Raw genomic sequence first — 12,876 nt, 5'->3', positions numbered from 1 at the left:
GTGACAAGAGCCACCGGCCGTCTCAGGGCCGCGACGGAGATGATCGGCCGGCGCTGGGCAGCGGTCGTCCTGCGCTCCATCCGCGCGGGCGCGACCCGCTTCAGCGACATCGCTGCCGCGATCCCGGGCATGACCGACGAACTGCTGTCCCAACGACTCGAGGACCTCGAGGCCGACGGCCTGATCGAACGCATCGTCCACCCCACCACATCGAATACCGGCTCACCGACAAAGGCGCATCGCTGAGTCACGTACTACTCGAGCTCCACCGATGGGCGCTGAAATGGATCGCAATCCCCGAGGACTAGGCCCTGTCTCCCAATAGGGTGGATCGCTCTGCCCTGTGGTCGGGGCCGATCGTGCATCGTGCGGTTGCCGGGAACTTCCGGTAGGTGCCAGACGACTACGTAGAGATGTCTGATGTGCGGAGTGGTGGTGTGGTAATGGCCGGGCGCGTGGGTCGGGGTGGGTTGGTGGTGGCCGTGGCGGTGGGGGTTGCTGTTGTGCTGGTGGTGGGGGTGACCGTGGCGGTGGGGGACGGGGGGTACGCGCAGCAGAGTCTGGGGTATCCGGGGGTGGTGGGGGCGTTGAGTTATACGGTGTTGCGGCTGGTGGCGGGGCTGGCGGGGGGGTTCACGCTCGGGTCGTTGGTGTATGCGCTGTTTTGTGCCGCGCCTACGGCGCAGGGGCGGATGGATACCGATGGGTATGCGGGGGTGCGGGTTGCCGAGCGGGTGTCGGTGGTGTGGGGGGTGGCGTGTGTGGCGTTGGTGCCGGTGTCGGCGGCCGATTCGGCGGGGATGTCGGTGGGGCGGGCCGTGCGGTTGGGGGCGGTGGGGCCGTTGATCGCGGCGGCGGAGAGGCCCAAGGCGTGGATTGTGGCGGCGGTGGCCGTGTTGGTGGTGGCGGTGTTGTTGCGGCTGTCGCTGTCGTGGAACAGTCTGTTCGGGCTGGCGGCGGTGAGTGCGGTGGCGGTGATCGCGCCCGCGGTGGTCGGCAATGCGGGGGAGGGGCCCGATCACGACTACGCCACCGGTGCGGTGATCCCGTTCACCATCGCATTGTCGCTGCTGGCCGGGCTCAGCTGGGGCATGGTCGGACAGCGGTGGCGCGCAACCGATTCCGCGAGCATGGCGCGCTATGCCGCCGCGGTGCGGCGGTATCGGATCATCGTCGGGCTCTGCGTGGCGGTGCAGGCGCCGACGGCGGTGATCCTCGCCGCGATCCTCGCCCCACCCGCGCGATTCGGCGGTGTCTACGGCTGGCTCGGCGTCGCCGCCGCCGTCCTGCTCGCCGGATTCGCGCTGCTGGCCTGGGGATTGGGCCGCATCCCCGCCGAATCGCCCTGGACCCACCGGTCAGTGGTCGCGGCCACCGCGACCGGCACTGTCTGGCTGGGGATTTCGGTGGCCATGGCGGTGCAGCCCGCACCGGCGTTCGCGCATCGCACCTACACCGCCCAGCAGGTCTTCCTCGGCTTCGACCTGCCGCTCGCGCCCAGCGTGTGGCGGCTGCTGACCTGGTGGCGCTTCGATATCGTCCTCGGCTCCGCGGCCGTCGCCGCCGCCCTCACGTATCTGTCCGGGGTTGTCCGGCTGCACCGTCGCGGCGACCGGTGGTCGCGCTGGCGCACCCTGTCGTGGCTGACCGGATGCGGGGGACTGCTGCTGGTCACCTCGTCGGGGATCGGCGCCTACAGCTACGGCATGTTCAGCGTGCACATGATCGTGCACATGGCGCTCAACATGTTCATCCCGGTGCTGTTGGTGCTGGGCGCGCCCGTCACCCTGATCCTGCGCGCGCTCGAGCCCGCGGGCCGCGGCGGCATGCCGGGCGTGCGGGAATGGGTGCTGTCGCTGATGCATTCGCGATTCACCCGCGTCCTCAGCAATCCGCTGGTGGCGCTGGCGGTGTTCGTGGTGTCGCTGTACGGGCTGTACTTCAGCTCGCTGTTCGATCAGCTGATCCGCTTCCACTGGGGACACCTGCTGATGAACATCCACTTCCTGATCACCGGCTACCTGTACTACTGGGCGATCATCGGCATCGACCCGGGCCCGCGCCGGCTCCCGCACCTGGGCCGGTTGGGAATGCTGTTCGCGATCATGCCGTTCCACGCGTTCTTCGGGGTGGCGGTCATGTCGATGAACACCCTCATCGGCACCGGGTTCTATCCCGAACTGCAACTGGGCTGGATGCACGACGTGCTCGCCGACCAGCGCCTCGGCGGCACCCTGGCCTGGATCTCCGGGGAGGTGCCGGTGCTGCTGGTGGTCGGCGCGCTGCTGTCGCAGTGGGCGCGGGCGGACCGGCGGATCGCGGTCCGCGGCGACCGCCACCAGGAGGCGTTCCCCGACGACGACGAGCTCACCGCCTACAACGCCATGCTCGCCGAACTCGCCCGCACCCGCCGCTGACGCTCAGCGCCCGGCGCGGAAATTGCGCAGCCGCAGGCTGTTCCACACCACGAAGAACGACGAGAACGCCATGGCCGCGCTCGCGATGAGCGGGTTGAGCACACCGGCGACCGCGACCGGGATCGCGGCCACGTTGTAGCCGAACGCCCACAGCATATTGCCGCGAATGGTGCGCAGCGTGGCGTGCGCGAGCTCGATGGAATCGGGCACCGCGGCCAGGTCGTCGCGCACCAGAATGATGTCGGCCGCCCCGATCGCGACATCGGTGCCGCGCCCGATCGCCAGACCGAGATCGGCGGCGGCCAGCGCGGGCCCGTCGTTGATGCCGTCGCCGACCATGGCGACCCGCCGCCCGCCGTCCTGCAACTGGCGCACCACGTCGACCTTGCCCTCCGGCAGCACCTCCGCGATCACCTCGGCGATACCGATCTCGTCCGCGATGGCCTGTGCGGCACAGGCATTGTCGCCGGTCAGCAGCAGCGTGCGCAGACCCATCCGATGCAGCCGCGCCACCGCCCCCGCCGCGCTCGGCCGCACCGTATCCGCGACCGCGATCACCGCGACCGCGCGCCCGTCGAGGCAGAAGTAGACGGCGGTCCGGCCGTGGCGCTGCTCGCGGTCCAGCGCCCGGCTCAGCGCGGCGGGCACCGTGATCGCCTGCGCCTCGATCAGCGCGGGCCGCCCGATGAGCGCCGCGCGCCCGTCGACGATGCCGCGCGCGCCCAGCCCGGGCAGCGCCTCGAACTCCGACACCGGCGGCAACTCCGGATGCCGGGCCCGCGCGTGCGCGGTGATCGCGGCGGCCACCGCATGCTCGGACCCGGACTCCACACCGCCTGCGAGAGCGAGGATCTCGGCCTCGGAGGCGACGGTATCGTCGGTATGCACCGCGACGACGGTCATCTCGCCCTCGGTCAGCGTGCCGGTCTTGTCGAACACCACCGTGTCCACGGTGCGGCTGGTCTCCAACGCCTGCTGCCCCTTGATGAAGATCCCCAGCTGCGCGCCGCGGCCGGAGGCGACCATGAGCGCGGTCGGCGTGGCCAGCCCGAGCGCACACGGGCACGCGATCACCAGCACCGCCAGCGCCGCCCCCACCGACCGGTCGATCCCCGCGCCCGCGACCAACCATCCGGCCAGCGTCAGCACCGTCACCGTCAGCACCGCGGGCACGAACACGCCCGCGATCCGGTCCGCGAGCCGCTGCAGCGCGGCCTTGCCCGCCTGTGCCTCCTCGACCAGCCGGATCATGCCCGCCAACCGGGTGTCCTCGCCGACCGCACCGGCCTCCACCACCAGCCGCCCGGTCAGGCACACCGTTCCGCCGATCACCGCGCCGCCGGGACCGACCTCCACCGGCGTCGACTCACCGGTCATGGCGCTGGCATCGATACTGGAGCCGCCCTCGACGACCAGACCGTCGGTGGCCACCGTCTCACCGGGCCGCACCAGGAAACGGCGACCCTCGGTGAGTTCCTCGACCGGGATGGTGATTTCGTCTCCCGCCGGGGTCAGCACGGTCACGTCCTTGGCGCCCAGCGCCGCCAGCGCCCGCAGCGCGCCACCGGCCCGCCGCCGCGCCCGGGCCTCGAAATACCGGCCCGCCAGCACGAAAACCGTGACACCGCCCGCGACTTCGAGATAGATGGAGTCCGCGCCCAGAATGGCCGCCCACACCCCGTGCGACTCCCGCACCGGCGCCGGGCGCGCGAACAGCGTCACGATCGACCACAGCGTCGCCGCCGTAACACCCAGCGACACCAGCGTTTCCATGCTCGTCGAGCCGGTGCGCAACCCGGCCAGCGCCCGCCGGTGCAGCGGCGCCGCCGACCACACCACGATCGGCAGCGCCAGCACCAGCAAAATCACCTGCCAGCCCGTGATTCTCGTGCTCGGGACGGTCGCGAACATGATGGACAGGTCGGCCAGCGGGAAGAACAGCAGCAGCGCCACCACCAGCCGCCGGAACAGATCCGCGGCGACCCGATCCTCCGGTCCGGTGTCGACCGCCACCGCGCGGGTCGCCGGTTCGGCCCCGTATCCCGCCTCGATCACGGTCTCGCACAACCGATCCGGGCCGAATTCGGTGGGCGCGTCCACGGTCGCGATGCCGGTGGCGAAGTTGACGCTGGCGGTCACGCCGTCGAGCCTGTTGAGCGCCTTCTCCACCCGCGCCGAGCAGGCCGCGCACGACATGCCGGTGACCGCCAGGCGAACTCGCTCGGTCGTCGTCGACATTTCCGGTGCTGCAAGGGATTTCGTCATATCGGTGAGGACTCGTTCTCGGATCAGGCCGCGGAATCGCGGACGGCGGTCAGATGATCGGTGCGGCGGCCCGGCCGCGCGCCGGGCGGCAACACCACCGCGGTATCGGCCGCCGCCGGGGGCGCGGCGGCACGGTGCCGCAGGACGAGCAGGGTGGCCAATGCCGCCAGCAGGACCGCGTGCGCGCCCACCCGATGCACCGGCAACTCGTGGCGGACCACATCGGTCGCCAGCACCGCGGCGGACACGGCCACGGCCGCGGTCACCACGGCGATCACTCCCGTGACCAGGCGCGGCCGGATCGCGCCACCCAGCATGGCCAGGCCCAGGGCCAGATTCCACGCCAGGGTCTCACACAGCGGCAGCGGCCCGTGCGTGCCGTGCGGGCCGACCGCGAGACCGCACTGCGCGATCCCGATTCCGGCGAGCACCGCGCGCGGCAGCGGCGAGACCACCGGTCGCGGGCGGACCGGACGGCGATCGGTGTGATCGACGATGGCGGCGGTCAGGTCCGGGACCGGCTCGGCGGGCCGCAGGCGCAGCGCGCGCACGGCGCGGGTCGAGCAGGCATACCAGTCCGCGCAGTCGCCGCACGCGTCGACATGCCGGTCGACGTGCGCGGCGGGCACCGGCTCCGGTTCGCCGTCGATCCGCGCCGACAGCGCCTCCCGGCAGACATCGCAGTTCACATCAATACTCGTCGGCCGGGCCGCCGCCGCGGTTCCCGCCGAGACAGTGGCCCAGGCCACGCAGCGGCCGATCCGGGGCGGCGAGCATGCGGTCGAGCAGGTCGCGGAACCGGGCGGCGTGGGTGTCGAGGTCGGTCTCGGTGAACAGCGGCGGATTGCCGCCGACGATCAGTTCCATGCCGCCGTCGGCGCGATCGTAGAGGTAGAAGCCGACATCCTCCTCCACCCCGGCGGTCGCATTCCGCACCGTGGCCGGGGTGCCCGCGAAATCCAGCGTGAAATCGAAGGGCATCACATTGGCCAGCGGCCCGTAGGCGCGCCGCTCGTCGAAGGCGAAACCCGGCGCCCGCCACAGATCCACGACCCGGAACCGCTGATGGGGTCGGCTGGTGCGCAGAAAATCGGTCACCTGCGCGGTCAGCGAAGTCAGGCTGGAGTCGGCGTCGCATTCGGCCCAGAAGTAGACGACGTTCACCGTCGTGCACGGCACCCGCAGCGCGGGCGTGCCGGTGCGCGCCATCACCGGCAGGCACAGCCGGACCTGCGGCGCGCCGGTGGCCCGATGCAGGTAGGCGGCGATCGCGGCGATCGCGGCGTGCGCCCACGGGCCCCCGCGGAACGAGCGCAGCCGCGCCACCAGGCCCGGATCCAAATCCGCTGCGGTGCGCGCCATTCGGGCCGTCATCGGCGCGGTGGTCGGGGCCAGGGTCGGTACGGCGGGGCGGTCGCGGTGATACGCGGTCCAGAACCGCTCGGCCCGGCGATAGTCGTCGCTGTCGCGGTCGGCGTCCTCGAACTCCACCACGCCCGCGAGCGAATCGAACTGTGCCGCACCGGGATCGCGGCCGTCGGCGAGCGCGGTGTAGACCGCCGCCACCCGCCGGGCCACCAGCGCCAGCCCGTAGCCGTCCAGCATCAGGTGATGCACCCGGTGGTACCACAGCACCTGCTCGGGGCCCAGCCGCAGCAGCGCATGCGTGAACGGCGTATCCGCATCCACCCGGACCTTGGTGTCCAGGTCGTGCGCCATCCATGCCTCGGCGGCCGCGCGCGGGTCCGGGTCCGCGCTCAGATCGACCCGGTGCAGCTGCCAATCCGGTGTGACGGGCCGGAATCGGGGACCCTCGGGGGTGGCGTGCACCCGGAGATTGAGTACCTCGACCTCGGAGACGGTGCGCCGGATGGCGGCGGCCAGCAGGTCGGTGTCGACCGGTCCGCGGATATCGGCGTATTCGGCGACATTGAACATGGCCGTGACCGGATCCGGTTGCAGGTATCCCCAGAACTCCGCCTGTGCCGCGGTCAAACGCATGTCAGTGCTCCTGCCGCGGGGCGAGCAACCGCCACCAGGCCGCGAGGGTCGGCTGTTCCAGCAGATCCAGAAACCCCACCGCGCGGCCGCTGTCGGGCCGCCAACCCTCCAGCAGGGCCAGTGCCCGCATCGAATCCAGGCCCGCCGCAAACAGATCCGAGTCCGGGTCCAGGTCGCCGGGCGACAGGAACAGCGCCTCGGCCACGTCGCCGCGCAGGCGATCGAAGGTCAGCACGACGCCTCCCGCACGGTGTCGCGCAGCTCCCGGCGCAGGATCTTGCCGCTCGGATTGCGCGGAATCCGGTCCACGACGTCGAACCGCGACGGGATCTTGTAGGCGGCCAGATGCCGGGTGCAGAACACGAAAAGGTCTCTGGCGCTGACGATTTCGTGCGGTCGCGCGGTGACGAAGGCGTGCACGCGCTCCCCGAACCGCGCGTCGGGCACCCCGATCACCGCGACATCGGCGACCGCCGGATGCTTGGCCAGCACATTCTCCACCTCGGCCGGGTAGATGTTCTCCCCGCCCGCAATGATCATGTCCTTCAACCGATCCCGCAGATACAGGTAGCCGTCCTCGTCCACCGATCCGGCGTCGCCGGTGTGGATCCAGCCGTCGACCAGCGTCTCGGCCGTGGCCTGCGGCTGCCGCCAGTAGGCGATCATGTGCGCGGGCGTGCGCAGGCACACCTCGCCCACCTCGCCCGGCGGCAGCGGGGCACCGTCGGGGCCGATGATCCGCACCGCGAATCCCGGGTAGGGGCGGCCCGCCGCCCGCAGCCGGGGACTGCCGGGGATGTGGTCGGCCGGTGGCAGGCACACGGCGGTATTGCCGGTCTCGGTCAGGCCGTAGATCTGCGCGAACTCGCATCCGAGCGTGGAAATCGCGGCGCGCAACAGGGTTTCGGAGATCGGCGAGCCGCCGTAGACCACCTTGCGCACCGTCGTGAACGCCGCCGCCTCGGCGCCGGGCTCGTCCAGCATCAGACCCAGCATCGAGGGCACCACGCACACCGTCGTCACCCCGAGCTCGCGAATCAGCCGCACCGCGGCCCCCGCCTCGAACCGCGGCATCGCCACCATGGTCGCCCCGGCGGCCAATCCCTGTGCCGCCCACCAGAGTCCGCCGACATGGAAGCCGGGAATGCCGATCAGGCCGATATCGCCGGGCCGCCAGTCGATCCAGCTCTCCCCGGCCGCCGCCAGCGCCTCGCGCACGGCGAAAAAGCTGCGATGCGCGAGCACCACACCCTTGGGCAGGCCGGTGGTGCCGCTGGTGTAGAGCTGCACCACCGCGTCGGCGCGGGATACCGGCAGGCCGGGAGCGTGCGGGGAGTGTGCGCCGCACCAGTCGCCGAACTCGCTGGCGCACACCACGATCACGCCGGGCAGCGCACTCAGCCGCGGGCGCAACGCGTCGTCGACGATCAGCAATCGGCTGCCGGAATCGGTGAGTATGTGCGCGATTTCGGGCGCGGTGAGCCGGAAATTGATGGGTACCAGCACGGTTCGGCTCTTGGCGCAGCCCAGCAGCGCCGCGTAGTAGTCGACCGATTCCAGCCCGAGGAACGCCACCCGCGCGCCCGGCGCCAATCCCTCGGCGATGATCGCCCACGCGATCCGGTTACTCGCCTGCTCCAAACCGGCGTAGCTCAGGGTGCGGCCGTCGCAGATCAGCGCGGTCGCGTCGCCGTCGGCCCGGCTCGCGAGGTCGGCGATCGTCGAATCCCCGGTCATCGGCGTTCCCCGCTGTCCACGACCACCAGCCGAATATCCCCGGCGCACTGCCCGCCACGGTCGTCACCGAATCGGAAACTCGTCTCGAGCGCGATCCGCGGCGCGCGATCGGGGCCGGGCCGATAGCGGCGCATACTGTCGATCAGGAATTCCCCGGAAAATCCGGTGGCGTCGATGGGGCGCTCGAACCGGGTATTCACCTCGGCGATCAGCACATCCGGCAGATAGCGGCGCAGGAAATCCTCCGATGCCCACTCGCCGAATTCGGGGGCGAGCGCGTGCCGCACGATCATGCCGAGCGTCTGATACATCAGCTGGTTGTAACAGATGATCACCTCGACGGCATTGAGATGCCCGGTGTCGTCGATATAGCAGGGCTCCGGCACCGCGAAACGACCCCGGCCGACGATCGTGTCCGACTCGGCGACCACCGTCGCCGATCGCAGATATCGGCAGTGCGGCTTGTAACAGCGCTGCACATCGGCCAGAAATTCGGTGTCGACCTCGTAATGGGCGGGCGCGATGGTCATCTCAGCCGCCGATCGGCTCGTGAACGGTGACCCGCCAGGACACGGCGGGCTCCGGGGTGTCGCTGTGCACGGCGCGATGAACCAGGCTGCGGTTGTCCCAGATCAGCAGATCACCCACGTCGAAGGTCTGCAGGTGAATCGCCGGATGGGTGAAGGTGGCGTCCAGTTGCCCGGTGGCGGTGAGCAATTCGGTCAGCAGGTCCGGGCGCGGGGCGCCGTCGGCGTCCTCGATCGCCTCGGTGAAGCCCTCGCTGAGATACAGCACGCGCTCACCGGTCTGCGGATGCGTGAACACCGTCGGCCGCCGCACCGGCGGCGTGCGGGCGTCGACCTCGGCGAGCACCTCCCCGATCGGCCGGTACACGTCCTCGGGCCGGATCTTGAAGAACCGCCGCACCGAATGCACGGCCGTCGTCGCGGCCACCGCCTGCCGCAGGGCCGGGCTCAGCAGGTCGTAGGCGCGGGCCAGGTCGATGAACAAGGTGCCGCGATTTGTGCTCGGCACCACCCGCGGATAGATGAGGGTGATATCGAACGGGCGGGCCATGAATTGATAATCCGAATGCCAGAAGCGGCCGGTCTTCGGCACCCCGATGCGGCGGCCGTCGTCGTCGGCATTCGCGGAAACGAACACCTCCGGGACGTCGGGATGATGATAGATCGGCTCGTAATACGCCTCCGGCGTGCCCAGTCTGCGGCCGAGCTCGAGAAAGCTCGCCGGATCGTGCTGCTGCCGCTTCAGCACCACGATCTTCTCCCGATACACGGTCTTCTTCAGCAGCTGCACATCCTCGTCGACCGCGGGATCGAAATCGTCGACGACGACGCCCATGCCTTGCTGCGGAGTCATTCTCACAGGTGATTCCTTTACTGAAAGAGGTTGCGGTGCGGCGCTCTTGGGTAGACAGTCGGGCCGACCCGCCCACCCGGTTCCGCCCGAGTACGCGAATGTGATATGCCTCATACCCGGAACCGTCCGGCGCGTGGACTCGACTGTGTCTACGTGAATTTCGTGTCCCGCACGCGCACCCGGGCCGGGCTCGCGGCGATGCTCGCCGCCGCCATGCTGCTCGCGGTCCTGGCCGGATGCGCTCGCGGCGGCACCGATGCCGGTACCGCCGCCGCGCCCGCACCGGCCACCGCCGCACCCACGCGGTACCCGCTGACCGTCGAAAACTGCGGCCACACACTGACTTTCCAGCGACCGCCCAGCCGCGTGGTGATTCTCAACGGCGCCTCGGTCGCGGAGGTGGAAAGTTTCCTCACCCTCGGCATCGGCGACCGGATCATCGCCAACAGCCAGTCCTACGGGCTGTCCGACGACCCCGCGATGGCCGCCCAGGTGGCCGCCGTGCCCACCGGCGGACTGCGGGTGGGGGAGGGCGGCGAGTTCACCCGCGAGCAGATCCTGGCCCTGCACCCGGATCTGGTGGTGGCCACCTGGGGTGGCGCCTTCGCCGACCGCACCGGGCCGATCAGCCGAGAAGCCTTGGCGGCAGCGGGAATTCCCGCATTCGTCACCCCCGCCAACTGCGCGCTCGGTGACCCTGCCGCGTCGCGGGCGCAGCGGCAGGCCACGGCGAAGCAGTCGGTGGAATCGTCGTTCGAACTGCTGCTGTCGCTCGGTCGCATCTTCGATGTGCAGCAGCGCGCCGCCGACTACGTCAACGCCCAGCGCGCCCGCCTCGCCGAGATCGAACACCGCGTCGGCACCCGCTCGCGGCCGACTGTGCTGCTGGTCTATCCCGGAATGAGCGCCATGAACAGCAACGGGCTGCCCGCGGTGTTCGGCGGCGGCATCTACGACGACATCATCACCCGCGCGGGCGGGCGAAACCCGTTCGGGGGCCGCACCTCCGACGAATTGGCCCAGATCAATGCCGAGGCCCTGGCCGCCGCACCGGTCGACCTGGTGGTCATCGGCCGATACCGGGGCGACGAGAACGCCGACCGCCTGGCCGCGGACCTGTTCGCGGAATTCCCCGGCTGGGCCGCCGCGCGCGGCAAACGCTATATCTCCCTGTCCGACAGTCCTTATCTGGGGCCGCTCAATGCCGTCGCCGTCGCAAAGATCGCCGATGCCCTCGCCGCGGGCAGCTGAGCGCCACGCCCGGCCGCACCTGGTACCGGGCCGCGCCTATGGGCCGCTGCTGGTGGGTTCGGCGGTGGCGCTGGTGGTGGCGGTGATTGTGGCGATCGGGCTCGGCACCGTCACCGTCTCCCCGGCCGATGTCGTGCGCGTGCTCGCGGCGCACCTGGGAGGGGAGCGATACGCGGCCGACCCGCTGGCCGATCAGATCGTGTGGCAGTTCCGCGCGCCGCGCGTGCTGCTGGCCGCGCTCGTCGGTGGCGCCCTCGGCGTCGCGGGCGCCTGCCTGCAAAACCTGGTGCGCAACCCGCTCGCCGACCCGTACCTGTTCGGCGTCACCTCCGGCGCCTCGCTCGGTGCGGTGATCGCCATGACCGGCGGCCTGTGGCTGGCAACCACCGTGGGCGTCACCGGATTCGCGTTCGCCGGGGCGCTGCTGAGCCTGCTCGCGGTCTTCCTGCTGGCCCAGCGTGGCGGGCAGCTGCGCGGCTCGGATCTGGTGCTCGCGGCGATCGCGGTGTCCTACCTCGGTACCGCCGCCACCAGCTACCTGCAACTGCGGGCCCGTCCCGCCGAACTGCGGGGCGTGATGTTCTGGCTGCTCGGTTCGCTGTCGTCGGCCACCTGGTCGGCGCTGGCCGCACCGGCGGTCGCGCTCGGCGTCGCGGTGCTCGTGCTGCCGGTGCGGGCGCAGGCGATGAACGCGCTGTCGCTCGGCGACGACACCGCCGCCGGGCTGGGCGTGCACCCGAATCGGTTGCGGCTGTTGCTGCTCGGGATGTCCGCGCTGCTCACCGCGGCCGCCGTCGCCGCCGCGGGCGGAATCGGCTTCCTCGGGCTCATCGTCCCCAACGCCGCGCGGCTGCTCGTCGGACCCGATCATCGCCGCATGCTGCCGGTGGCCGTGCTCGGCGGCGCGCTGTTCCTGGTCCTGGTCGACCTCGCGAGCCGAATCATCGACCGGCCCAACGAGATTCCGATCGGCATCATCACCGCCGCGCTCGGCGCACCGGCGTTCCTCGTCCTGCTGCGCCGTCGGAAGGGCGGGCTCGCATGAGAATCGAGGTTCGCGGACTGCGGGTCGTGCTCGACGCCGCCCCGGTGCTCGACGGCATCGACCTGACCATCGAACCCGGCTCGTTCACCGGGCTGGCCGGGCCCAACGGCTCCGGCAAGAGCACCCTGCTGCGCTGCCTGTATCGCGCACTGCGACCGAGCGCGGGCGTGGTGCGCATCGGATCCGACGACGTATGGCGTACCAGCGCAAGACAATCCGGCCTGCGCACCGCCGTCGTCGCGCAGGACCAGAGCATCGAGCACGCCTTCTCCGTCCTGGAAACCGTTGCCATGGGCCGCATTCCGCATCAGGGCGGACTCGGGCGCGCCGATGCCGCCGACCGCGACATCGTCCGCGACGCCCTCGACCGCGTCGGCATGTCCTGGGCGGCCCATCGGCCGCTCACCTCCCTGTCCGGCGGGGAACGCCAACGCGTGCTGCTCGCTCGCGCTCTCGCCCAGCAGACACCGGTCCTGCTGCTGGACGAACTCACCAATCACCTGGACCCCGGCGCCCAACTGGAACTGCTGGAACTGGTCCGCGGGCTCGGCCTCACCACCGTCGCCGCCCTGCACGACCTGGATCACGCGCTGGCGTACTGCGATCACCTCCTGCTCGTCCAGCACGGCCGAGTCATCGCTTGCGACACACCGGAGAAGACGTTGACCGCACAGACGATGTCCGACATATTCGGTGTGCGCAGCGCGATCATCACCCACCCGCTGACCGGTCGCCCGCACCTGGTGACCGCCCCCCTCGGAACCCATTAGAACACAACAT

At 70.6% G+C, this 12,876-nt stretch carries 11 protein-coding genes and 1 pseudogene; 5 read left to right on the top strand and 7 right to left on the bottom strand.

Annotated elements, in window-relative coordinates; genetic code table 11:
- Positions 1 to 39 precede the first annotated feature (39 nt).
- Together HPY32_RS45265 and HPY32_RS45915 are read left to right on the top strand one after the other, a co-directional pair.
- Positions 40 to 308: pseudogene (locus tag HPY32_RS45265) on the top strand (winged helix-turn-helix transcriptional regulator).
- A gap of 135 nt (positions 309 to 443) precedes the next feature.
- Positions 444 to 2,417, top strand: coding sequence for a cytochrome c oxidase assembly protein (locus tag HPY32_RS45915; protein WP_171983249.1), 1,974 nt, complete (start codon positions 444 to 446; stop codon positions 2,415 to 2,417).
- Positions 2,418 to 2,420: 3 nt separating this feature from the next.
- On the opposite strand, the gene HPY32_RS37030 is transcribed toward HPY32_RS45915, so the two are convergent.
- From HPY32_RS37030 to scoE, 7 genes are read right to left on the bottom strand one after another with little or no spacing between them, the layout of a single operon-like run.
- Positions 2,421 to 4,655 (bottom strand): heavy metal translocating P-type ATPase, encoded by a 2,235-nt coding sequence (locus tag HPY32_RS37030; RefSeq protein WP_231951649.1) that lies wholly within the window; start codon positions 4,653 to 4,655, stop codon positions 2,421 to 2,423.
- A 50-nt stretch (positions 4,656 to 4,705) separates the two neighbouring features.
- Positions 4,706 to 5,371, bottom strand: a complete 666-nt coding sequence (locus HPY32_RS37025; protein ID WP_171983248.1) for a zf-HC2 domain-containing protein — start codon at positions 5,369 to 5,371, stop codon at positions 4,706 to 4,708.
- Between the two features lies 1 nt (position 5,372).
- A complete protein-coding gene (locus tag HPY32_RS37020; protein ID WP_067588621.1) occupies positions 5,373 to 6,683 on the bottom strand; it encodes a condensation domain-containing protein in 1,311 nt (436 codons plus the stop codon).
- 1 nt (position 6,684) lies between these two features.
- Positions 6,685 to 6,918 (bottom strand): phosphopantetheine-binding protein, encoded by a 234-nt coding sequence (locus tag HPY32_RS37015; RefSeq protein WP_067588623.1) that lies wholly within the window; start codon positions 6,916 to 6,918, stop codon positions 6,685 to 6,687.
- Positions 6,912 to 8,420 (bottom strand): long-chain-fatty-acid--CoA ligase, encoded by a 1,509-nt coding sequence (locus HPY32_RS37010; protein ID WP_067588625.1) that lies wholly within the window; start codon positions 8,418 to 8,420, stop codon positions 6,912 to 6,914. Before HPY32_RS37010 ends, HPY32_RS37015 begins: the two co-directional genes overlap by 7 nt.
- A complete protein-coding gene (locus HPY32_RS37005; RefSeq protein ID WP_067588627.1) occupies positions 8,417 to 8,950 on the bottom strand; it encodes an FcoT family thioesterase in 534 nt (177 codons plus the stop codon). The genes HPY32_RS37010 and HPY32_RS37005 overlap by 4 nt, the downstream gene beginning before the upstream one ends.
- A gap of 1 nt (position 8,951) precedes the next feature.
- On the bottom strand, positions 8,952 to 9,800 hold the full coding sequence (scoE, locus tag HPY32_RS37000) for a (3R)-3-[(carboxymethyl)amino]fatty acid oxygenase/decarboxylase (RefSeq protein ID WP_216676704.1): 849 nt from the start codon (positions 9,798 to 9,800) through the stop codon (positions 8,952 to 8,954).
- Positions 9,801 to 9,953: 153 nt separating this feature from the next.
- Between scoE and HPY32_RS36995 the strand changes: the two genes are divergently transcribed.
- The 3 genes from HPY32_RS36995 to HPY32_RS36985 are packed head-to-tail and all read left to right on the top strand — an operon-like array spanning position 9,954 to position 12,866.
- Positions 9,954 to 11,051, top strand: coding sequence for an ABC transporter substrate-binding protein (locus HPY32_RS36995; protein WP_082871414.1), 1,098 nt, complete (start codon positions 9,954 to 9,956; stop codon positions 11,049 to 11,051).
- Entirely contained in the window at positions 11,029 to 12,096 is a 1,068-nt protein-coding gene (locus HPY32_RS36990; RefSeq protein ID WP_067588631.1) for a FecCD family ABC transporter permease, read from the top strand. Before HPY32_RS36995 ends, HPY32_RS36990 begins: the two co-directional genes overlap by 23 nt.
- Entirely contained in the window at positions 12,093 to 12,866 is a 774-nt protein-coding gene (locus HPY32_RS36985) for an ABC transporter ATP-binding protein (protein ID WP_067588633.1), read from the top strand. Before HPY32_RS36990 ends, HPY32_RS36985 begins: the two co-directional genes overlap by 4 nt.
- The last annotated feature ends 10 nt before the right edge of the window (positions 12,867 to 12,876 follow it).

This window comes from Nocardia terpenica, from assembly GCF_013186535.1.
Lineage (GTDB): Bacteria > Actinomycetota > Actinomycetes > Mycobacteriales > Mycobacteriaceae > Nocardia > Nocardia terpenica.
The sequence above is the reverse complement of the archived record's forward strand: the minus strand, read 5'-3'. Positions and strand labels throughout refer to the sequence as shown.